This is a genomic window from Pseudomonas sp. S2_B10, assembly GCF_054668425.1.
On record NZ_CP162768.1, the window covers coordinates 3,145,099 to 3,166,791 of the forward strand.

General features: G+C 62.0%; 17 protein-coding genes and 1 tRNA gene. 16 read left to right on the top strand and 2 right to left on the bottom strand.

Features of this window, described 5'->3' with window-relative positions:
- The first annotated feature begins 102 nt into the window (after positions 1-102).
- The 11 genes from AB4O45_RS14135 (at position 103) to pgaD (ending at position 14,214) form a co-directional block, all read left to right on the top strand.
- Positions 103-531: a MarR family winged helix-turn-helix transcriptional regulator gene (locus tag AB4O45_RS14135; RefSeq protein ID WP_150743122.1), complete on the top strand. Its 429-nt coding sequence runs from the start codon at positions 103-105 to the stop codon at positions 529-531.
- Complete coding sequence (locus tag AB4O45_RS14140; RefSeq protein ID WP_252887102.1) at positions 528-2,591, top strand: FUSC family protein; 2,064 nt, start codon at positions 528-530, stop codon at positions 2,589-2,591. The genes AB4O45_RS14135 and AB4O45_RS14140 overlap by 4 nt, the downstream gene beginning before the upstream one ends.
- Positions 2,588-2,797 (top strand): DUF1656 domain-containing protein, encoded by a 210-nt coding sequence (locus AB4O45_RS14145; protein ID WP_016772264.1) that lies wholly within the window; start codon positions 2,588-2,590, stop codon positions 2,795-2,797. Before AB4O45_RS14140 ends, AB4O45_RS14145 begins: the two co-directional genes overlap by 4 nt.
- Complete coding sequence (locus AB4O45_RS14150; protein WP_460160211.1) at positions 2,794-3,681, top strand: efflux RND transporter periplasmic adaptor subunit; 888 nt, start codon at positions 2,794-2,796, stop codon at positions 3,679-3,681. The genes AB4O45_RS14145 and AB4O45_RS14150 overlap by 4 nt, the downstream gene beginning before the upstream one ends.
- Positions 3,678-5,120 (top strand): efflux transporter outer membrane subunit, encoded by a 1,443-nt coding sequence (locus AB4O45_RS14155; protein WP_150742986.1) that lies wholly within the window; start codon positions 3,678-3,680, stop codon positions 5,118-5,120. Before AB4O45_RS14150 ends, AB4O45_RS14155 begins: the two co-directional genes overlap by 4 nt.
- A 93-nt stretch (positions 5,121-5,213) precedes the next feature.
- Complete coding sequence (locus AB4O45_RS14160) at positions 5,214-5,849, top strand: NADH:ubiquinone oxidoreductase subunit N (RefSeq protein WP_150637846.1); 636 nt, start codon at positions 5,214-5,216, stop codon at positions 5,847-5,849.
- Positions 5,850-6,098: 249 nt separating this feature from the next.
- Positions 6,099-7,604 (top strand): YdgA family protein, encoded by a 1,506-nt coding sequence (locus AB4O45_RS14165; protein WP_016772258.1) that lies wholly within the window; start codon positions 6,099-6,101, stop codon positions 7,602-7,604.
- A 235-nt stretch (positions 7,605-7,839) separates the two neighbouring features.
- Positions 7,840-10,320, top strand: coding sequence for a poly-beta-1,6 N-acetyl-D-glucosamine export porin PgaA (gene pgaA, locus AB4O45_RS14170; protein WP_460160212.1), 2,481 nt, complete (start codon positions 7,840-7,842; stop codon positions 10,318-10,320).
- A 12-nt stretch (positions 10,321-10,332) separates the two neighbouring features.
- Positions 10,333-12,330, top strand: coding sequence for a poly-beta-1,6-N-acetyl-D-glucosamine N-deacetylase PgaB (gene pgaB / locus AB4O45_RS14175; RefSeq protein ID WP_056786970.1), 1,998 nt, complete (start codon positions 10,333-10,335; stop codon positions 12,328-12,330).
- 1 nt (position 12,331) lies between these two features.
- On the top strand, positions 12,332-13,687 hold the full coding sequence (pgaC, locus tag AB4O45_RS14180; protein ID WP_095181141.1) for a poly-beta-1,6-N-acetyl-D-glucosamine synthase: 1,356 nt from the start codon (positions 12,332-12,334) through the stop codon (positions 13,685-13,687).
- On the top strand, positions 13,684-14,214 hold the full coding sequence (pgaD, locus tag AB4O45_RS14185) for a poly-beta-1,6-N-acetyl-D-glucosamine biosynthesis protein PgaD (protein ID WP_460160213.1): 531 nt from the start codon (positions 13,684-13,686) through the stop codon (positions 14,212-14,214). The genes pgaC and pgaD overlap by 4 nt, the downstream gene beginning before the upstream one ends.
- Before the next feature lie 18 nt (positions 14,215-14,232).
- Here pgaD and AB4O45_RS14190 read toward each other — a convergent pair whose 3' ends face one another.
- Positions 14,233-15,756: an FAD-dependent oxidoreductase gene (locus AB4O45_RS14190; protein ID WP_460160214.1), complete on the bottom strand. Its 1,524-nt coding sequence runs from the start codon at positions 15,754-15,756 to the stop codon at positions 14,233-14,235.
- A 139-nt stretch (positions 15,757-15,895) separates the two neighbouring features.
- Here AB4O45_RS14190 and AB4O45_RS14195 point away from each other — a divergent pair, with 139 nt between their 5' ends.
- Both AB4O45_RS14195 and AB4O45_RS14200 read left to right on the top strand, forming a co-directional pair.
- Entirely contained in the window at positions 15,896-16,456 is a 561-nt protein-coding gene (locus AB4O45_RS14195; RefSeq protein WP_460160215.1) for a YbhB/YbcL family Raf kinase inhibitor-like protein, read from the top strand.
- Between the two features lie 46 nt (positions 16,457-16,502).
- Positions 16,503-16,772 carry a hypothetical protein gene (locus AB4O45_RS14200; protein ID WP_071174021.1) on the top strand — a complete coding sequence of 90 codons (270 nt, stop codon included), beginning with the start codon at positions 16,503-16,505 and terminating at the stop codon, positions 16,770-16,772.
- 77 nt (positions 16,773-16,849) lie between these two features.
- Here the strand turns inward: AB4O45_RS14200 and AB4O45_RS14205 are convergent.
- Positions 16,850-16,926 (bottom strand) — tRNA-Arg (locus AB4O45_RS14205).
- Between the two features lie 433 nt (positions 16,927-17,359).
- Here AB4O45_RS14205 and gabD point away from each other — a divergent pair.
- The 3 genes from gabD (at position 17,360) to AB4O45_RS14220 (ending at position 21,611) form a co-directional block, all read left to right on the top strand.
- A complete protein-coding gene (gabD, locus tag AB4O45_RS14210) occupies positions 17,360-18,802 on the top strand; it encodes an NADP-dependent succinate-semialdehyde dehydrogenase (RefSeq protein WP_024011131.1) in 1,443 nt (480 codons plus the stop codon).
- A gap of 185 nt (positions 18,803-18,987) precedes the next feature.
- Positions 18,988-20,265 (top strand): 4-aminobutyrate--2-oxoglutarate transaminase, encoded by a 1,278-nt coding sequence (gene gabT, locus AB4O45_RS14215; RefSeq protein ID WP_016772251.1) that lies wholly within the window; start codon positions 18,988-18,990, stop codon positions 20,263-20,265.
- Positions 20,266-20,399: 134 nt separating this feature from the next.
- Complete coding sequence (locus AB4O45_RS14220) at positions 20,400-21,611, top strand: HDOD domain-containing protein (RefSeq protein ID WP_460160216.1); 1,212 nt, start codon at positions 20,400-20,402, stop codon at positions 21,609-21,611.
- Positions 21,612-21,693 lie beyond the last annotated feature (82 nt).

Genomic DNA, 21,693 nt, shown 5'->3' on the forward strand with positions numbered 1-21,693 from the left:
TTGTTTCAAAACTTGACTGAAATTCCCCTCCAATGCGATATTGATAGTTAGCAAACTAACAGTGTACGTTATCCCGTGTCCGATTCCCTCGACAGTCTCCAGATGAACATCAGCAGCGCCATGGTGGTGGCCGCCCGGCATTGGCGGAAGATCTGCCAGACCACGCTGGTCAATTACGGAATTTCCGAAGCCTGCGCCGTGCCCTTGTTGATGATCGGGCGTTTGGGCGAGGGCGTGCGTCAGGTGCAAGTCGCCCAGGCTGCGGGGATGGAGAGTCCTTCGCTGGTGCGTTTGCTCGATCAGCTGTGCCACGCCGGTTACGTCTGTCGCACCGAAGATGCCCAGGATCGCCGGGCCAAGTGCCTGAACCTGACCGATACCGGTCGCGAGCTGGTGCAGGCGGTGGAGGCTGAGCTGGTGCGCTTGCGTCATGAGGTGCTGGAAGGCATCGAGCGCAGTGATCTGGAAGCTACGCTTCGGGTACTCAGGGCTTTTGAGGCGGCGAGTTCGCCTGTGGTGGTCAATTCTTGAACGGTTTTTTCACTGGCATGCCGCCGGCCCGTGACTGGTTTTACGGGGTTCGTACCTTTGCAGCGTCGATGATTGCGCTGTACATCGCGTTGCTCATGCAAATGCCGCGTCCGTATTGGGCGATGGCCACGGTGTACATCGTCTCCAGCCCGTTTCTCGGCCCGACCAGCTCCAAAGCGCTGTACCGCGCGGCCGGTACATTTCTCGGCGCAGCGGCGGCGGTGCTGTTCGTGCCGATGTTCGTGCAGAGCCCGTATGTGCTGGTGGTGGTGATTGCCTTGTGGACGGGGATCTTGTTGTTCATGTCCCTGCATCTGCGCACCGCCAACAGTTATGCGCTGATGCTGGCCGGTTACACCTTGCCGCTGATTGCCCTGCCGGTGGTGGATAATCCGCTGGCGGTGTGGGACGTGGCCGAGGCGCGTACCGAAGAGATTTTCCTTGGCATCGCCGTCGCGGCGGTGGTCGGTGCGATGTTCTGGCCGCGACGGCTGGCGCCGGTGTTCAATGATGCCGTGAGCAAGTGGTTCGCCGATGCGACGAGCTACAGCCTGAAGTTTCTCAGCCGCGATGTGCAGCCGGAAGAAGTCACCGCGCTGCGCATGGCCATGGTCGCCAATTTCAACAGCCTCGAGTTGATGATCGGCCAGTTGCCCCACGAAGGCGCGAGGCCACAAACCGTGCGCAACACCAAGGAATTGCGCGGGCGCATGATCCATCTGTTGCCGGTGATCGATGCCCTTGAGGATTCGCTGTACGCCCTCGAACGCCGCACCCCGGAACTGGTGGAAAAATTCCAGCCGTTGCTGACCGCGACCCGGGAATGGCTGGGCCACGCGGACGCCAATCTCGAGCGCTGGCAAGCACTCAGAGATCAACTCGACGCGTTGCAACCGAGCGCCGAAGCGCTGGAGGAGCGCAAACAGTTGCTGTTCTCCAATGCGATTTACCGCCTCGGTGAATTCATCGATCTGTGGCAGGACTGCCGCAGCCTGCAGGATGCGATTCTTTGCGAGCGCCAGGACAGCTGGCGCGCGGTGTACCGGCACTGGCGCCTGGGCCGGTTGACGCCGTTCATCGATCGCGGGCTGATGCTCTACTCGGTGACCTCGACCATTCTGGCGATCATCGTTGCTTCGGTGCTGTGGATCCTGCTCGGCTGGCCTGACGGCGGCAGCGCGGTGATCCTGGCAGCGGTGGCGTGCAGCTTCTTTGCCTCGATGGACGACCCGGCGCCGCAGATTTACCGGTTCTTTTTCTGGACCGGGATGTCGGTGCTGTTCGCCAGTCTTTATCTGTTTCTGATTCTGCCCAACCTGCACGATTTCCCGATGCTGGTGCTGGCGTTTGCCGTGCCGTTCATTTGCATCGGTACGCTGACCGTGCAGCCGCGTTTCTACCTCGGCATGCTGCTGACGCTGGTCAATACCTCGTCGTTCATCAGTATTCAGGGTGCCTACGACGCGGACTTTTTCGCCTTCGCCAACTCCAATCTGGCTGGACCGCTGGGGCTGTTGTTCGCCTTCATCTGGACGCTGGTGGCGCGGCCATTCGGTGCCGAACTGGCGGCCAAGCGTCTGACCCGATTCAGCTGGAAAGACATCGTCAGCATGACCGAGCCGGCCAGCCTCGCCGAGCATCGGCAGTTGGGCGTGCAGCTGCTCGATCGGCTGATGCAGCACCTGCCGCGTCTGGCCCTGACAGGTCAGGACACCGGCATCGCCATGCGCGAAGTGCGTGTCGGTCTGAATATGCTCGATCTGCTTGCCTACACCCCGCGCGTCACCGGCGTGCCAAATGCCCTGCTGCGACAAGTGGTGGGCGAGGTTGGCGAATATTTCCGTGCCTGCCTCAAAGCCGACGAACGCCTGCCGGCGCCAAGCGGTCTGCTGATGACCCTCGATCGCACGCGCCGTGCGCTCAACGGCCAGGGTGACGATGAAACCCGTCTGCACCTGTTGCACGCCTTGAGCGGTCTGCGTCTGGCCTTGCTGCCCGGCGTCGAGTTCGTCTCCAGCGCCGAGCCCGAAGAACCGCTGCCCGATGGAGCGCCCCTATGATCGGTGATCTGGATATCAGCGGCATCTTCCTGCCGACCCTGCTGGTGCTGATGGGCATCACTTACGTGCTGTTTTTGTTGGTGCATGGCGTGCTGCAACGCCTGCACTTTTACCGTCTGGTCTGGCACCGGGCATTGTTCAACGTGGCGCTCTATGCCGTGCTGCTGTACGGCGTGGACTCACTCAGTCGATACCTGATGACATGAAAAAACCGTTTCTGACCATCGGTCGCGTGGTTCTGACCCTGCTGATCGTGACTTTTGCCGTTGTCCTCGTCTGGCGCATGGTGATGTATTACATGTTCGCGCCGTGGACCCGCGACGGCCACATTCGTGCCGACATCATCCAGATCGCTCCGGACGTGTCCGGGCTGATCCAGCAGGTCGAGGTAAAGGACAACCAGTTGATCAAGCGCGGTCAGGTGCTGTTCAGCATCGACCAGGATCGCTTCAAACTGGCTCTGCGCCAGGCCAAGGCCGCCGTTGCCGATCGCGAAGAAACCCTCGCCCAGGCGCAGCGTGAAGCCAAGCGTAACCGTGGCCTCGGCAACCTGGTGCCGGCCGAACAACTGGAAGAAAGCCAGTCGCGCGTCGCCCGTGCGCAGTCGGCATTGGCCGAAGCCTTGGTGGCGGTCGACAGTGCGCAGCTCAACCTCGATCGCTCGGTGATCCGCAGCCCGGTCGATGGTTACGTCAACGACCGCGCGCCGCGTCCGCAGGAATTCGTCACCGCCGGGCGCCCGGTGTTGTCGGTGGTCGACAGCAACTCCTTTCACATCGACGGCTATTTTGAAGAAACCAAACTCGACGGCATCCACGTCGGGCAATCGGTGGATATCCGCGTGATCGGCGACCGCGCCAGGTTGCGCGGGAATGTCGAAAGTATTGTCGCCGGCATCGAAGACCGCGACCGCACCAGCGGCAGCAACCTGCTGCCCAACGTCAACCCGGCGTTCAGTTGGGTGCGCCTGGCGCAGCGGATTCCGGTGCGCATCGCATTCGATGATGTACCGGCCGACTTCCGCATGATTGCCGGGCGTACCGCCACTGTGTCGATCATCGACGATCAGCATGAGGAGCCGCAGCCATGAGCAGGGCCTGGTTGATCGCCGGGTTGGGCATGATGCTCTCGGCCTGTCAGATGGTCGGCCCGGATTATCAGGTGCCCGCCGACGCGGCGGTGCAGCGCAAGGATATTCAGGGTGAGCTGGCAGTCGCCGGCAAACCGGTGGTCTCGGCGCCGGTGCCAGCGGACTGGTGGCGGCTGTATAAAGACCCGCGCCTCGATCAACTGGTACAGCAGGCCATGGCTTCCAACACCGACCTGCGCGTGGCGGCGGCGAACCTGTCGCGGGCACGCGCTCAGGTGGATGAAGCCGAGGCCGCTGGCGGCTGGAGCGGCGGGGTGAAAATGGGTGCGCAACGTTTGCAGGAGTCCGGTCAGGCGTTCCTGCTGCCGGAAAAAGTCCCGGTGGCCAACATCGCCGATATCGGTATCAGCGCTTCGTACCAGTTCGACCTGTGGGGCACCTTGCAGCGCGGTATCGAAGCGGCCAAAGCCAATGCCGATGCGACTCAGGCCGCAGCCGACACTGCGCGTATCACCTTGGTGGCGGACGTGGTTCGCGCCTATACGCAAGTCTGCGCAGCCAATGAAGAGCGGGAAATCGCCGAGCATTCTCTCGACCTGCAATCGCAAAGCACCACGCTGATCCAGCGTCTGCGCGATGCCGGGCGTGGCGACGAGACCCAGGTCACCCGTTCGCAGACCCAATTCAAATCCCTGCGCGCCGACTTGCCGCGTTATGAAGCGGCGCGTCAGGCCGGGCTGTTCCGTCTGTCGATGCTGCTGGCCAAACCGGTCGAGCAGTTGCCGGCAGGTACAGCCAGTTGCGCCGAGTTGCCGAAGATCGCGCAACTGGTGCCGGTCGGTGACGGCGCTGCGCTGCTCAAGCGCCGTCCCGACATTCGTCAGGCTGAACGGCGCCTCGCGGCGGCAACCGCCGGCATCGGCATTGCCACCGGCGAGCTGTACCCGGACATCAGCATCGGCGCGACCATCGGCACCGTCGGCATCATTGATGACCTCGGCGACCCGTCGACCAACCGCTGGGGCTTCGGCCCGTCGTTGAGCTGGAAAGTACCGACCAACGGCGCCCGCGCGCGCATCCGTGAAGCCGAGGCCAACACTCAAGGCGCGCTAGCGCATTTCGACGGCGTGGTGCTCAACGCCATCCGCGAGACCCAGACCGGTCTGGCCCAGTACAGCGCGCTGCTGCAACGCCGCGATGCGCTGGCCGAAGCCGAGCAGTCGGCCAAGCTCGCCGCCGAGCAGACGCACCGCTTCTTCCAGGCCGGCCGCGAGTCGTTCCTCGCCGACCTGCAGGCAACCCGCACCTACACCGATGTCACCGCGCAACTGGCCGCCGCCAACACCCAGGTCGCAATGAGCCAGATCGATTTGTTCCTCGCCCTGGGCGGTGGCTGGGAAAGCGGACGAACGAACACCTCGAGCGCCAGCAAACCCTGAGGCCGTTGCTATGCTTTGAAGTGTTGGAGGGGCGCCCCATGCCAAGCGCTCCTGCAATGCACATTGCTCGTGCTGGCCCAGGGGAAACCAATAATGAAAAACCCTTACGCTCTCGGCTTCTGGTGCGCTCTGGTCGCACTGGTGCTGCTCTCGGCCACGTATTTCTACGGGATCATGCTGGCCCACCAGATCGACACGGCAATGGTTTTCCTCGACAGCGCCGTTGCGTTGATCGCGGTGATGGCGATCGTCGTCGTCGCGTGGACCTCGATTCAGCTGCAACGGGTCAAGAAGCGCCAGCTCGAACGGGGCAGGATGCTCGTCCTGATCTGGGACACCAAAGTCGCCCTGCGCCGGGTCGAAACCGTGTTCGACCGCTACTTCTGGGGTAGCTATTGGCAGCCCGGGCGAACCTTCGCCGAAGTCATGGGCGAGCTCACCGGCACGCCGCTGGAAAAAAGCCTCGAAGCGCTGAAGAAGCAATGCCTGGAACTCGACAAGCAGATCGCCGATGACGGCTGGCACTGGCTGAGCAACGCCCGCGAGCTGTCCGACGTCGCCACGGCCATGGCTCGTGAACGCTATCAACTGGATTTCTGCGATGTGCGGGCGGATACCACCGGCGGAGCGGTGATCGATCGTGACTTCGAAGTGCTGGTGTATACCTGGACCGCGCGGCTGAAGAGCTTTGATCATCAGCTGGATGAAATCGAGGTTCAGTATTCCTGAAATCAAAAGATCGCAGCCTTCGGCAGCTCCTACAGGACAATCGGATTGCAAATGTAGAAGCTGCCGAAGGCTGCGATCTTTTTGCTCTCCCAAGTGTCCATAGACACTCTTTAACCTTTAAACATTGGGCCGTCGCCCGCGCCCGGTGCTAATCTCCATCGCTTAATTGCGCACAGTCGAGCCGCGACCCGATCCCGGGTTCAAGGAAGACGACTTCATCCACAGCCACGGAAACCGATCAGGTCATTCATGAATAAATCAGCAGGCGTGCTTCTCGGAATTGTTGTTGCCATCGGCGCGATCAGCGCAGGCGGGGCCTGGTACACCGGGACCAAGATCGAAGGCGTACTGAACAACGCCGTGACCAACGCCAACAAAGAGCTGCAGACCGCCATGGCCGGCTCCAACGGCACCGCGTCGCTGGAACTGGTATCGCTGGAGCGCCACACCTTCACCAGCACCGCGCACTATCGTCTCAAGGGCGAGGGCGAGATGTTCGGCGATGCCCCGGTCGAGCTGCTGTTCGTCGACCACATCGAACACGGCCCGCTGCCGTTCTCGCGCCTGGTTTCGCTGAAGTGGCTGCCGGTCATGGCCACCAGCAACTACGAGCTGGAAAAGAGCCCGTCCACGGAAAAATGGTTCGCCGCCACCAACGGCGCCGCGCCGCTCAAGGGCGTGACCAACATCGGCTACGACGAATCGACCACCAGCACCCTCAACCTGGTGCCGTTCGAAACCGCGCTGGATGAGCAGTCGAGCCTGAAGTTTTCCGGTCTGAGCATGGACATCGCTGCCAGCGCCCAGGCGCAGAAGGTCAAGGCCGACGGCTACATGGACAACCTGAAACTGGTCACCGTGTCGGAAGACCAGGCGCCGGTGCAGGTCGAGCTCAACGGTTTGACCCTGGCCAGCAACCTCGCCAAGAGCAGCTACGGCTACTACACCGGGGAAAACACCCTGGAAGTGACCAGCAGCAAAACCACCTTCGGTGCCAAGCCGATGGTGCTGGGCGTGAAGAACTTCGAAATGAAGAACCGCACCGAAGAAAGCGGCAGCAACGCCTCGGGGCGTGCCGACTACAAAATCGGCGAAGTGACGCTCAACGACAAGAAAGTCGGTTCGGCGGCCATGGCCATGAGCCTGAAGAACCTCGACATTCCGTCGACCATGTCGCTGATGCAGATCTACCAGACCAAATTGCAGCCATACGAAAAAGCTGCCGCCGAGGCCGCCGCGCAGGGTTTGCCGGCACCGGAGCTGAATCTGACCGAAGCGGAAAACGCCCAGGTCAAAGCCGATCTGCAGAAGTTGCTGGCGGCCGGCCCGCAACTGGCGCTGGAGAACCTGTCGTTCAACACCGCCAACGGTGAAAGCCGCGCCAATCTGGTGATCGACCTGACCAAGCCGCAATCGATGGATCTGCCGCCGGATCAACTCGGCAAGCAACTGATCGCGCTGCTCGACCTGAACATTCAGGTATCCAAGCCGATGCTGGTCGATCTGCTCAGCGTGCAGGCGCAACTCGATGGCCAGACTGACGCCAAAGCCATCGTCGATCAGTCCAAGGAAGCGGCGGACATGTTCGCCGGCATGGCGGTCGGCTCGCAACTGGCTGTCGCCGACGGCACCAACGTGGTGACCAAACTGCATTACGCGGCCAATCAGGTCGAATTCAACGGCCAGAAGATGACCGTCGAGCAGTTCATCGGTTTCCTCATGAGCAAGTTTGCCGGCGTCACCCAAGAGCAATAAACCCAACCGCGCCCCCCAGACGCCCGGCCCCTGTGTGAACAGGCGCCGGGCGTTTTGCTGTACGGATTTTGTACGGATGGACCGATTCTGAACAAATATTGCGTTGTGAAAATTCGCTCTCGCTTGCGTGCAGACTGCCTCACCAAGCTTGGCCGAAGGCTGTTTTTGTCGGCCACCGTTACGAATGGGCAAGGAGGGCATTGCGACCCGGCTGGCCATGTAAGGATGCTGACAAATGCCGCGTATTGATGGCCCTGTATTACATCGTGGTTTACGCCCTTTGTTCCGATTCGCCCTGTGCAGCCAGTTGCTCTGGCCGCTGCTGGCGTTGGCCGACACACCCTACGACGAGATGGTACGCGATTCCCGGGCCGGGCATTACACGCCTGCGTTGACCGTGCTGCGTCAGGTGCCGCCTGGCCAGGCCAGCGAAGGCCAGATCAGCGATCATCTGCAAATCGCCAGTTGGGCCGGGCTCGATGCCGAAGTGGTCAAGGTCTATGAAACCCAAGGCCGTGACCGCGTTCTGCCGGTGCAGGCGCTGACTGCCGTTGCGCGTGCCTATCGCAACCTCAAGCGCTGGGATCAGGCCACCCAGGTGTACAACAAGGCGCTGGCGCTGGAGCCGGACAACGCCGACCTGCAACTGGGTCTCGCGCTGACCCAGGCCGATTCCGGCAAACCCGATCAGGCCGTCACCCGCGCCCAGGCGCTGGTCGCCGCCAAACCCGACGATCCGTCACGCCGTCTCGCCTTGGGCTATGCACTCGGTCGCGCCGGCAAACAGTACGACGCACTCTTCGAATACGATCAGGCCTTCATCCGCGCCGGCAACAAGCCGGAAGTTGCCCGCGAGTACGTGGTCGCCCTGCAAAAGGCCCGCCTGCCAGAACCGGCGCTGCGGCTGGCCAGTCAACGTCCCGGCCTGATTGATCCGGTGACCTTGCGCCGGCTCGAAGGCGATCTCGCCGCCGAACGCGTGCGCCTCGCCGAACTGGCCACCCGCAGCGAAAAGGAACGCTACGTCATCGCCGACCGCGCGCTGGCCGATTACGACAAATTGCTCGCGACCTGGACGCCTGACGCCACTGCTCACGACGACGTGACGCGCTGGCGCATCGACCGCATGGGCGCGCTCAAGGCGCGGGCGCGCACCGCCGACGTCATCAGCGAATATCAAAAGCTGCAAGCCGAAGGCGTGGAGATTCAGACCTATGCCCTGCGCTGGGTGGCAGCGTCTTATCTCGATCAGCGTGAGCCCGAGACTGCCACCGATCTGTATCGCCAGGTGCTTTCGGCGCCGGACGCCGATGTCGGTGATCGTCTTGAAGACAGCACTGCGCTGTATTACTCCTTGCTAGAAAGCGACCGCGCCGATGAAGCGCGCAAGGTCGCTGAAGACGCAGCGAAAGCCCAGCGTCCGCGCGTCGAGCTCAAAGGTCTGCCCATCGGCAACCCCAACGATGAATGGATGGACGCCCAGCAACTCGCCGCCCAGGCCGGCACCTATGGTTCCGACCTGCCTCACGGTGAAGAGCGTTTGCAGACTCTGGTCGATCAGGCGCCGGGCAACCTTGGCTTGCGTCTGGCCCAGGCCGATCTTTACCTCGCCCGCCAGTGGCCGCGCCGCGCGGAAAATCAGCTCAAGGAAACCGAGAGCATGGCGCCCCGCGATGCCGGCCTGGAGGTCGCTCAGGCGCGCACCGCGATGGAGTTGCAGGAATGGCGGCAGAACGATGCGCTGGTCGACGATGTGGTCGCGCGTTATCCGGACAACCGCCAGGTGCAGCGTCTGGCTCGCGAACGGGAAGTCCATGACATGGCCGAACTGCGCGTCGAAGCCTACGGCGGCAAGGCCAACGGTGGCGGCAGCGGCGATGCCGGTGCGGTCAGCGGCAGCCGTGATTTCGGTATCCAGAGCACCCTTTACAGCCCACCGATCAATGAAGACTGGCGAGTGTTCGCCGGCGCCGGTTATGCCACCGGTGATTTCGCCGAAGGCACCGGCCACCATCGCTTCCAGCGTGTCGGCCTGGAACGGCGCACCCGTGACATGACCCTCGAAGCCGAGGTGTCGAATCACGATTACGGCTTCGGTGACAAACAAGGCGCACGCCTGGCGATAGCCCGCGACATCAACGATCACTGGCAGTACGGCGGCAGCCTCGAATACCTCTCGGCGGAAACGCCGCTGCGCGCGCTCAACAGCGACATCAAGGCCAATGGCGGCAGTGCGTTCCTGCGCTGGCGCGCCAACGAAAGCCGCGAGTGGCGCGTGTCGGTCAGCCCGTCGCACTTCAGTGATGGCAACAACCGCGTCGAAGCCTTGGTGACCGGGCGCGAGGGCATCTACACCGCGCCGAACATCCAGGTCGACGCCGGCCTGGAAGTCGGCACCAGCCACAACTCGAAATCCGACGACGTGCCCTACTTCAACCCGAAGTCGGACTTCAGCGTGATGCCGCTGGTCAACGTCAACCACGTGCTCTACCACCGTTACGAGACTTCCTGGAGCCAGCAATTCCAGGCCGGCGCGGGCACTTACAGTCAGCGCGACCACGGCACCGGCGGCATGGCGTTGCTCGGTTACGGCCAACGGTACGCCTGGAACGACGTGTTCGATGTGGGCGGCATGTTCAGTGTGATCAACCGGCCTTATGACGGTGATCGGGAAACTGATCTGCGTCTGCTTGTCGACCTCACTTTCCGCTTCTAGAAGAGTTTGAAGATGCCTTTTATCTCGCGTTTCATCCTTCTGCTGGGAGCGCTGCTGGTCAGCGCCTGCGCCCAGCAAGCCCCGGCCTTCGCGCCGCCCTCCGAGCGGCCGGTCGCGGCCAGTGAACAACCGTGGCCAAAAAACCACGTGCTCGGCATTGCCTACCACGATGTCGAAGACCGTGATCCCGATCAGGCCGTGGTGGCGGTGCGCACCGAGCGCATGATCGAGCAGCTCGCCTGGCTGCGCGAGAACGGCTACAAACCAGTGACCGTCGATCAGATCATGGCCGCACGCAAGGGCGGCCCGGAGCTGCCGGCGAGAGCGGTGCTGCTCAGTTTCGACGACGGTTACGCCAGCTTCTATACCCGCGTGCTGCCAGTGCTGCGCGCCTACAACTGGCACGCGTTGCTGGCGCCGGTCGGCACCTGGATCGACACGCCGCTCAATCAACCGGTGGATTTCGCCGGCACGCCGCGTAACCGTGAGAACTTCCTGACCTGGCAGCAGATCCGCGAAATTTCCAGGTCCGGGTTGGTAGAGATCGCCGCTCACACCGATGCCAACCACAAAGGCATCCTTGGCAACCCGCAGGGCAACCTGCAGCCGGCCGCCGCGACCCGGCGTTATGACCCGGTGACCAAACGCTACGAATCCGAAGCCGATTTCCAGGCGCGCATTCGCACCGACGTGAAAAACATTTCCGAGAAGATCCGCAAGGCCACCGGTTACAAACCACGCGTCTGGGTCTGGCCGTACGGCACCGCCGACGGTACCTCGCTGACCGTGGTCGGTGAGGAGGGCTATGAAATGGCCCTGACCCTGGACGACGGCCTCGACACCCTCGATAACCTGATGAGCGGGCCGCGCTTTCTGGTCGCCTCCGATCCTGATGGCGAGCATTTCGCCAACAGCATCGTCTCGGTGCAGGCCGAAGCGCCGATGCGCGTGGTGCATGTCGACCTCGACAACGTCTACGACCCGGACCCGGCCCAGCAGGACATCAACCTCGGCAAACTGGTGCAACGCATGGCTGACCTGGGCGCCAGCACGGTGTTCCTGCAAGCCTTCGCCGATCCCAAGGGCGATGGTCTGGTGCATTCGCTGTACTTCCCCAACCGTCACTTGCCGATGCGCGCCGACCTGTTCGACCGCGTCGCCTGGCAACTGCGCACCCGTGCCCACGTGAAGGTCTTTGCGTGGATGCCGGTGCTGAGTTTCGAACTGGATTCGAAGCTGCCGCGCGTGACCCGCTGGGACCCGAAAACCGCCACTACCTCGGTCGATCCGAAACAGTACAAACGCCTGTCACCGTTCAATCCCGAAGTGCGCAAGATCATCGGTGAAATCTATGAAGACGTGGCGCGGCTGACCTCGGTCGACGGCATTCTCTACCACGACGATGCGGTGCTCTCGGATTTTGAGGACGCCAGCCCGGATGCCCTGAAGGCCTACGCCGCTCAAGGTCTGCCAGGTTCGATTGCCGCGCTGCGCGACGATCCGGCGGCGATGCAACGCTGGACGCGTTTCAAGAGCCGCTACCTGATCGACTTCACCAACGAACTGACCGCGAAAGTCCGTGCGATTCGCGGCCCGCAAGTGCTGACGGCACGCAACATCTTCGCCGAACCGATGCTCAATCCAGAGAGCGAAGCGTGGTTCGCACAGAACCTCGATGACTTCCTCGCCACCTACGACTGGACGGCGCCGATGGCCATGCCGTTGATGGAAAAACAGACGCTGGCCGAGTCCGGCCCGTGGCTGGAAGAACTGGTCGCCACAGTGAAGAAACGTCCCGGCGCGCTCAACCGCACCGTGTTCGAATTGCAGGCGCGTGACTGGAACCAGAAGGATCAGGCCGATATCGACGCCGTGCATCTGGCGGACTGGATGGGCCGGCTCAAGCGTCAAGGCGCAACCAGCTTCGGTTACTACCCGGACAACTTCCTCGACAACCTGCCAGACCTGAAAACCGTAAGGCCTGCACTCTCCAACAAATGGAATCCATAACATGCTGGATAGACTGTTAGCCCTGCTTGTTCTGGCGATTGTCCTTGGCGTTCCGCTGGGGCTGATCTTCCTCGTGACCGGCCAGTTCCTGATGTCGTTCGTGTTCTTCTACCCGCTGTTCATGTCCGGGTTGTGGATCGCCGGCGGCCTGTATTTCTGGCTGCACTGGGAGCGCCACTGGCCATGGCAGGACGACACGCTGCCGCCACCGCTGGAAGGCGAGCCGCTGATTTCGATTCTGATTCCTTGCTACAACGAGGGCGATAACGCTGCCGATACCATCCACGCGGCGCTGGCCCAGCACTACCCGAACATCGAAGTCATCGCGATCAACGACGGCTCCAAGGACAACACTGCCGCTGTGCTCGATGCGCTGGCCAAGGAAGATCCGCGACTGCGGGTTCTGCATCTGGCGGAAAACCAGGGCAAGGCTGTAGCCCTGCGCATGGGCGCGATCGCTGCGCGCAGCGAGTATCTGGTGTGCATCGACGGCGACGCCTTGCTGGCGCCGAACACCGCGGCGTACCTGGTCGCGCCGATGCTGGATAACGCACGTCTTGGCGCAGTGACCGGCAACCCGCGCATCCGCACGCGTTCGACCTTGATCGGGCGAGTGCAGGTCGGCGAGTTCTCCTCGATCATCGGGCTGATCAAACGTACGCAACGGGTGTTCGGGCGCATCTTTACCGTCTCCGGCGTGATCGTCGCGTTCCGCCGCACCGCGCTGAACCGTGTCGGCTACTGGAGCCCGGACATGATCACCGAAGACATCGACATCAGCTGGAAGCTGCAACTGGATCACTGGAGCATCTTCTACGAACCGCGCGCCCTGTGCTGGATCCTCATGCCGGAAACCCTCGGCGGTCTGTGGAAGCAGCGTCTGCGCTGGGCTCAGGGCGGCGCCGAAGTGCTGTTCAAGAACATTCGCGGCATCTGGCAATACCGCCATCGCTACCTGTGGCCTCTGCTGTTCGAATACTGCCTGTCCACCGGTTGGGCCTTCACTTTCCTGCTGTCGGTGATTTTCTGGGGCATGGGCAAGTTCATGGTCATGCCCGACGCGATCGCCGTGGATCACCTGATGCCACCGGCCTTCACCGGTCTGTTGCTGGCGTTTGTCTGCCTGGTGCAGTTTGCCGTCAGCATCGTCATTGACCGGCGCTATGAGCCGGGTCTGGGCAAGACCATGTTCTGGGTGGTCTGGTATCCGTTGGTGTTCTGGCTCGTCAGTCTGCTGACCACCCTGGTCAGTTTCCCCAAAGTGTTGTTCAGCCAACACAAAAAACGCGCGCGCTGGGTCAGTCCTGATCGGGGCATTCGCCCGCTGGGCGACGACCAGGAGGAAGTCATCAAATGAAAATTATCCGCACTCGCCAGCGGCCCTTTCTGGTGGTGATCGACGTGATCCTCACCGTCCTGGCCTGGGTTGGCCTGCTGTTCCTGCTGGTACGCGGGTTATGGCCGTTGATCGAAACCACCGGCGGCCCGCGCATCGATCATTCGGCGTTCGACGCCTTGGGCACTTTGCAGGTTTATATGTGGGTGGCGCTGGTCAACGCGGTGATCCTGATCGGTTGGGCGCGTTACCAGCAACGCAAAAGCCGCAGCTTCGCCCAGCGCCGTTTGCCGTCGCCGGTAATTGGTGATGAAGGTCTGAGCAAGAGTTTCAAGTTGTGCGATGAGCGTTTCCAGAAACTGCGCACGCCGGGGGTGATGACCATTCACAACGACCAGGACGGCGACATCAGTCATGTCGAAACGCATTTGTGGCCGCTTCAGCAGCAAGCACTACCGGCGCCGCTGGCACCTTTAGAGCATCCACGGGTGATCTTTCTGCATGCCGAAGAAGACAATAATCGTGAGCCGGTGAAACGCCTGACCTGACCTCGTACAGCATCGATGTCAGGCCTGAATCAGCGTCCAGGCCTCTTTCATTCGCAGAGGTTGCTTCATTCGCTCGGCCAGCAGCGCCATTGCGCGTTGCTTGTCGCAGGCCACCGCCGCAACGACGATGCCGTCTTTTGCAAACAGGCCAATGACCGGCGGCTGTTCCGGCTCACCGCTGAACTCGACCTCGTCCCACTCCTGCGCATGACCGAGATAGTCGTAGTTCTTGCCGAAGTGGTACGTCCAGAAAAACGGCACATCCAGATAATGCTCCTCGCCACCCAGCATGTTGCTGGCGGCGATCCGCGCGTGTTGCTGGGCCAGGCGCCAATGCTCGATGCGAGTTGGCTGGCCGCTCAGCGGAAACGTGGCGATATCGCCGATCGCCCATAAACCATCGCTCACGCGCATGCCGCCGTCGACACGCAATGATTGGTCTTCTTCCCTGGGCAATGAGTCGAAAGGCTCAGTGGCCGGGTGAACGCCGACGCCGGCGAGAACCAGATCCGCCGCCAGGCGCAGACCGTTGTCGAGCAGCACGCCCTCGACCATGTCCTCGCCAAGGATCTGCGTGGCCTCGTGTTCGCTGATGAACTTCACCCCGTGCTCTTCGTGCAGGGCGCGAATCGCCTTGCCCACGGCCTCGCCGAATTGCTTGGCAAACGGGACTGAGTGGCGTGCCAGCACGGTGACGTCGAGGCCGAACTCGCGCAGGGCCGACGCGCATTCGAGGGCAATGAAACTGTCGCCGATGATCACCGCGCGCTGGCCCGGTTGAGCGGCGTTGATGATCTGTTCAGCCTGAGTTTTCGAACGCAGGACGAAGACGTTGGTCAACTCGGCACCAGGCAACTGCAATGGATTGGGCGCGCCACCGGTGGCGAGTACAGCGGCGTCGTAGCGCAGGATGCCGCCGTTGTTCAGATGCAGCGTTTTGCCTGGGGCGTCGAGTGAAGTCACTTCGCCTTGCACACGTTCAATCCGTTGCGCTTGATAGAACGCCTCATCGCGCAGCGGCGGGACATCTTTGGGCGACATTTCTCCGGCGAGGACAAATTTGCTCAACACCGTGCGGTCGTATCCGGCACCCGGTTCGCCATCGACCAGCACGATGCGCCCGCCAAAACCTTTCTCCCGCAGGGCCGCCGCGCAAGCCGTACCCGCCGCCCCGGCGCCGACCACCACGAACGTTCTTGGGTCGTCAGCGGGCGGGGTGTGCGGATCGGGCAACGGCTGGTCATCGACCCACACTTCATCGCCGCGCAACTCCAGCGGATAGCGCTTGAGACTGTCCAGCGACGGCGGCTCGCACAGGCCACCGTCCTCGGCGCGGTACGCGGCTTTGTGCCAAGGGCAAATCAACCTTCCGTGACACAACGCACCCTCGGCCAGTGGCGCACCGGCGTGTGGACACAGGCCCTGAAACGCTCGCAACTCGCCGTTGGCACGCAGCAGGACGATCTTGCAGTCGCCGATTTCGACTTGCAGGCCACGGTCTTGCGGGACATCGGCGAAACGGGCGACACGGTGCAGGGACATTTTCGGGTTCCTCGCAGGCATTTCTCTTGTGAGTTGGCGGCGCCGCGCGAGGTTCAGCCATTTGCTACTGCCAAGGCACGAACGGTACGGCTATAGTTTGCGGGCCGACGACGGCCTCACTGCACAAGGTGCTCCCGGAATGACCCGATTGACCTCTCTCAACCCATGGCTGGCGGCCATCGCCGTGACCCTTTGCGTGCAGTTCCCGGCACAGGCCCAGGAGCGCTTCACCCTGAGCATCCCCGGCGTGTCGGATAACCGTCTGTTCACCTCGGCAGCGGCAAGTGACGCACCCGGCTGCGGCGGCAAGAACCAGTCGCCGGCGTTGAGCTGGAACGCCGGCCCTGCCGGTACCCAGAGCTACGCCATCGTCATGCACGACCCGGATGGCCAGAAAGGCTTGGGCGTCGATCACTGGATTCACTACGGCATCAAACCCACCACCCACCAGATCGCGGCCGGCGTCGGTGCCAAATCCGCCCTCGAAGGCGTCGACGGCACCAACAGCAAAGGCAACACCCACTACATGGGTCCGTGCCCGCCAGTGGGCGACAGCGCGCACCACTACATCATCCAGATCTACGCCCTCGACCTCGCCCCGGACGCCCTGCCTGCCGGCCTGACCCGCGCCGAGCTGATGGAAAAAATCAAAGGCCATGTGCTGCGCAACAGCAGCGCGGTGCGGCGTTATCACCGCTGAGGTTCGGCCGCTCACGGGCGGCTGACTGCCCTGATTCCCCAGCCATTTGGCATTGCCCCGCGAAAACGCGCACTATCAAGCCATTGCCAATGCGCTGGAGGACACCGTGGCAGCAAAAATCGACCGCATCGCCCAGCTACTCAACTGCCCGGAAAAGGGCGAACAAATGCGGCGTGCAGTAACCGAGACACGTAAGGAGTTTCTGCTGAATCAGCCGGAAGAAGACCTCGTTGAAGAAGACGAGGTATTTGACGAGGCTGAGGAGGAGGGGGATGACGACGATGAATATGACGAGTTTGACTGGACGACGGAGTGACGGCGTTCCAGCGATCTTGCCATCGCCCACAAAAAAGCCCCGGACCATCACAGTCCGGGGCTTTCTCGTTTGATTCATGGTGCACCAGGCGGGATTCGAACCCACGACCCCTGCCTTCGGAGGGCAGTACTCTATCCAGCTGAGCTACTGGTGCAGCGGGCGACATCATACCTAGGTCGGCTCGGGGCGTCCATGCCGGGTTTGGCGGGTTTTGTCAGTGTGCGTGTCGGCGCAAAATCGCTGCATTCCTTAAAGCGGTAACGTCCTGCAAAACCCTCGCTTGGCGCTTCGTCGGGGTTGATCTAAGGTTTTTCCTGCGGCATGGGTATTGTGTGCGTTGATCTGAAAAGCGGCATTTTTGTTCTTTTTTTCGAACGACCTATTGTCCTTTACCCCCTTTGAACCTACGATCCGTTTGAGATTTCAAACGCTCTTTGGCGGGATGTTGCAGCGCAGGTGCGCCCGGTCGTGCACTGTTGATGCGCCACAATCCGCTCACTGATTTCCCTGACGGCAGCCTTGCGAGGCGCCTTTCTACAATCATAATTTGCTCCGCGCAGGCCGCGGTGCTGTTAAGGAAAGCCGACATGCAGCTTAAAGACACCCAGTTGTTCCGCCAGCAAGCCTTCATCGATGGCGCTTGGGTCGATGCCGACAACGGTCAGACGATCAAGGTCAACAACCCGGCAACCGGCGAAATCCTCGGCACCGTGCCGAAGATGGGCGCCGCTGAAACCCGCCGTGCCATCGAGGCCGCCGACAAGGCGCTGCCGGCCTGGCGTGCACTGACCGCCAAAGAGCGTGCCGGCAAACTGCGTCGCTGGTTCGAGCTGATGATCGAGAACCAGGACGACCTCGCGCGCCTGATGACCCTCGAGCAGGGCAAGCCGCTGGCCGAAGCCAAGGGCGAAATCGTTTACGCCGCATCGTTCATCGAGTGGTTCGCCGAGGAAGCCAAACGCATCTACGGTGACGTGATTCCGGGTCATCAGCCGGACAAGCGCCTGATCGTCATCAAACAACCGATTGGCGTCACCGCCGCGATCACCCCGTGGAACTTCCCGGCGGCAATGATCACTCGCAAGGCCGGCCCGGCTCTGGCCGCCGGTTGCACCATGGTGCTCAAGCCAGCATCGCAAACTCCATTTTCCGCTTTCGCCCTGGCCGAACTGGCTCAGCGCGCGGGCATTCCTGCGGGCGTGTTCAGCGTGGTCTCCGGCAGCGCTGGCGACATCGGCAGCGAGCTGACCAGCAACCCGATCGTGCGCAAACTGTCCTTCACCGGCTCGACCGAAATCGGTCGCCAGTTGATGGCCGAATGCGCCAAGGACATCAAGAAAGTCTCGCTGGAACTGGGCGGCAACGCGCCGTTCATCGTGTTCGACGACGCCGATCTGGATAAGGCCGTCGAAGGCGCGATCATCTCCAAATACCGCAACAATGGCCAGACCTGCGTCTGCGCCAACCGTCTGTACATTCAGGACGCGGTCTACGATGCGTTCGCCGAGAAGCTGAAAGTAGCTGTAGCCAAACTGAAGATCGGCAACGGTCTGGAAGACGGCACCACCACCGGCCCGCTGATCGACGAAAAAGCCGTGGCCAAGGTTCAGGAACACATCGCTGACGCCGTGAGCAAAGGTGCCACCGTATTGGCGGGCGGCAAGGCGATGGAAGGCAACTTCTTCGAGCCGACCATTCTCACCAACGTGCCGAAAAACGCGGCCGTGGCCAAGGAAGAAACCTTCGGTCCGCTGGCGCCGCTGTTCCGCTTCAAAGACGAAGCCGAAGTGATCGCCATGTCCAACGACACCGAATTCGGTCTGGCCTCGTACTTCTACGCACGTGACCTCGGCCGTGTGTTCCGTGTCGCCGAAGCGCTGGAATACGGCATGGTCGGCGTCAACACCGGGCTGATCTCCAACGAAGTCGCGCCGTTCGGCGGCATCAAGGCTTCGGGCCTGGGCCGTGAAGGCTCCAAGTACGGCATCGAAGACTACCTGGAAATCAAATACCTCTGCCTGGGCATCTAAGCCGGGAAAGGGATCGCTGCAAACGCAAAGGGCACGAGAGCGCTGTCCCTTTGCGTGGTTTCAAACAGGAATTTTCTCTGCGGCCAGGAACGCCGTGGCAGTCGATCATCGCATGCTGCCACCGCCGATTTCTCCCGCTTCATCCTTGAACCACGCCGCCCGATGAGCGGCGAATGAGGACTGTAATGAGCAAGACTAACGCTGAACTGATGGCCCGCCGCACCAATGCCGTACCTCGTGGTGTTGGCCAGATTCACCCGATCTTCGCCGAGTCGGCAAAGAACGCCACCGTGACCGACGTTGAAGGTCGTGAGTTCATCGACTTCGCTGGCGGTATCGCTGTACTGAACACCGGCCACGTGCACCCGAAAATCATCGCCGCCGTGACCGAACAGCTGAACAAGCTGACCCACACCTGCTTCCAGGTACTGGCCTACGAGCCGTACGTTGAGCTGTGCGAAAAAATCAACGCCAAGGTGCCGGGTGATTTCGCCAAGAAAACCCTGCTGGTCACCACCGGTTCCGAAGCGGTGGAAAACGCCGTGAAGATCGCCCGTGCCGCCACTGGCCGCGCTGGCGTGATCGCATTCACCGGCGCTTACCACGGTCGCACGATGATGACCCTCGGCCTGACCGGTAAAGTCGTGCCTTACTCGGCCGGCATGGGCCTGATGCCAGGCGGCATCTTCCGCGCGCTGTACCCGAACGAACTGCACGGTGTGAGCATCGACGATTCGATCGCTTCCATCGAACGCATCTTCAAGAACGACGCCGAGCCGAAAGACATCGCTGCGATCATCATCGAGCCAGTGCAGGGCGAAGGTGGTTTCTACGTCGCGCCGAAGGAATTCATGAAGCGTCTGCGCGCTTTGTGCGACCAGCACGGCATCCTGCTGATCGCTGACGAAGTGCAGACCGGCGCTGGCCGTACCGGCACCTTCTTCGCTATGGAACAGATGGGCGTTGCCGCCGACCTCACCACATTCGCCAAGTCCATCGCTGGCGGCTTCCCGCTGGCCGGCGTGTGCGGCAAGGCCGAGTACATGGACGCCATTGCGCCGGGCGGCCTGGGCGGCACCTACGCCGGTAGCCCGATCGCTTGCGCCGCTGCACTGGCAGTGATGGAAGTGTTTGAAGAAGAGCAACTGCTGGACCGTTGCAAGGCTGTCGGTGAGCGTCTGGTCACTGGCCTGAAGGCCATTCAGGCCAAGTACCCGGTGATCGGTGAAGTGCGTGCGCTGGGCGCGATGATCGCGGTCGAGCTGTTCGAAAACGGCGACAGCCACAAGCCGAACCCGACTGCCGTGGCTGCCGTGGTGGCCAAGGCGCGTGACAAGGGCCTGATCCTGCTGTCCTGCGGCACTTACGGTAACGTGCTGCGCGTGCTGGTTCCGCTGACGTCGCCCGATGAGCAACTGGACAAAGGTCTGGCGATCATCGAAGAGTGCTTCTCTGAGCTCTGATCCGTTGGTGTGACTTGCTCGACAAAAACCCGCTTCGGCGGGTTTTTTTCGTCCCTTGAAACACATCGGACCTGTTTGCCCTGTATCGAATCGCCAGCATTGGCTAAGGTTCAGACATTGCAAGGAGAGCGCGCATGACTGCCGTTGATTTACCCGCCGTACCCCGGGTGTTGATTGCCGAGGCCGATCCCTGGTCCCGTGACCTGCTCAAACAAGTGCTACTCAATGTGCGCTGCGATGCGCGTCTGGATTTGTGTGCAGATGGCCAGCAGGCAATGTCCTTGCTCAGCGAGGTGCCCTATGACTTGGCCATCGTCGATTGGGAGCTGCCCGGCATCGATGGATTACATGTGCTGCGCAGCGTCCGGCAGCGCAAACGCAATCCGCCGCTGCCGTTCATTCTGACGAGCAGCCGCAACGACAGCGCCAGTGTGCGCGAAGCGATTCCGCTGGCGCCGACGGCGTACCTGACCAAGCCGTTGAATATGGAATACCTGACCGAGCGCTTGCAGGGGTTGCTGCTCAACGCTGGCGAAGCGGTGGTATGCGAAGTGCCGGCACTGGCGCCGGGCATGACGCTCTCGGTGTTCCTTGAGCGGCGTCGCGAGCAGGCCGATGGCGCGCCGTTGATGACCGACGTGCAAGTGGCGGTCAAGCGTAGCCTCAATCCCGAAGGGCTGGACCTCAAGTTGCTGGAGGAAGAGGTCCGCACCGATCCGCAGATTACCGCCGTGCTGATCGCAGCCGCCAACAGTGCCGCGCAACACTACGGCGCGCCGGTGCAAACCCTGGCCCAGGCGCTGCACCGACTCGGCACCGGGCAGAGCATGAACCTGATTCTCGGCCTGGCGCTAAAACGCAGCGCGCGGCTCAGCGATCCATGCCTGGCGGATTACGCCGAGCGCTATTGGGGACTATCCCTGCACACTGCGGAATACGCCCGTACGCTGGCGCGCCTGCTCGATCTGGATCAGGAGCGCTGCTATTGCGCGGGCATGCTGCATCGGCTCGGCGATCTGGCGCTGCTGCGCTGCTTGCAGGAGTGGCAGCAGGCCGGCGGCGAGCTGGACGAGTTGCAGGAGGTCGGTGAAGCGTTGGCGAAGTTTGCCGCTTCTTATGGCTCGGCATTGCGCACTCGCTGGCGTCTGCCGCTGGAGTTGCGCGAGTTGATTGCTTCGGCCTACCAGCTCGGTGGCGGCGTTTACAGTCGCGAGGCGCTGGTGATGCACATGGCGGCGCAGATGGCGCGGCTGACCGAGCATGAAGGCGTTGAGGAACTGGCGAAGAGCCGGACGGCGCGGTTGCTCAAGATCGGGCTGCCGGAGTTGCTGCGGATGCGCAAATGACAGATCACCACATTCCAATGTGGGAGCGAGCCTGCTCGCGAAGGCGCCAGCGCAGGCAACATTTTTGTTGAAAGTGCGGGCC

Excerpts from the sequence above, each read along its gene's own strand:
- AB4O45_RS14135 (WP_150743122.1), top strand. The coding sequence starts at position 103 with ATGAACATCAGCAGCGCCATGGTGGTGGCCGCCCGGCATTGGCGGAAG.
- AB4O45_RS14145 (WP_016772264.1), top strand. The coding sequence starts at position 2,588 with ATGATCGGTGATCTGGATATCAGCGGCATCTTCCTGCCGACCCTGCTG.
- AB4O45_RS14150 (WP_460160211.1), top strand. The coding sequence starts at position 2,794 with ATGAAAAAACCGTTTCTGACCATCGGTCGCGTGGTTCTGACCCTGCTG.
- AB4O45_RS14155 (WP_150742986.1), top strand. The coding sequence starts at position 3,678 with ATGAGCAGGGCCTGGTTGATCGCCGGGTTGGGCATGATGCTCTCGGCC.
- AB4O45_RS14160 (WP_150637846.1), top strand. The coding sequence starts at position 5,214 with ATGAAAAACCCTTACGCTCTCGGCTTCTGGTGCGCTCTGGTCGCACTG.
- AB4O45_RS14165 (WP_016772258.1), top strand. The coding sequence starts at position 6,099 with ATGAATAAATCAGCAGGCGTGCTTCTCGGAATTGTTGTTGCCATCGGC.
- pgaA (WP_460160212.1), top strand. The coding sequence starts at position 7,840 with ATGCCGCGTATTGATGGCCCTGTATTACATCGTGGTTTACGCCCTTTG.
- pgaB (WP_056786970.1), top strand. The coding sequence starts at position 10,333 with ATGCCTTTTATCTCGCGTTTCATCCTTCTGCTGGGAGCGCTGCTGGTC.
- pgaC (WP_095181141.1), top strand. The coding sequence starts at position 12,332 with ATGCTGGATAGACTGTTAGCCCTGCTTGTTCTGGCGATTGTCCTTGGC.
- pgaD (WP_460160213.1), top strand. The coding sequence starts at position 13,684 with ATGAAAATTATCCGCACTCGCCAGCGGCCCTTTCTGGTGGTGATCGAC.
- AB4O45_RS14190 (WP_460160214.1), bottom strand. The coding sequence starts at position 15,756 with ATGTCCCTGCACCGTGTCGCCCGTTTCGCCGATGTCCCGCAAGACCGT.
- AB4O45_RS14195 (WP_460160215.1), top strand. The coding sequence starts at position 15,896 with ATGACCCGATTGACCTCTCTCAACCCATGGCTGGCGGCCATCGCCGTG.
- gabD (WP_024011131.1), top strand. The coding sequence starts at position 17,360 with ATGCAGCTTAAAGACACCCAGTTGTTCCGCCAGCAAGCCTTCATCGAT.
- gabT (WP_016772251.1), top strand. The coding sequence starts at position 18,988 with ATGAGCAAGACTAACGCTGAACTGATGGCCCGCCGCACCAATGCCGTA.
- AB4O45_RS14220 (WP_460160216.1), top strand. The coding sequence starts at position 20,400 with ATGACTGCCGTTGATTTACCCGCCGTACCCCGGGTGTTGATTGCCGAG.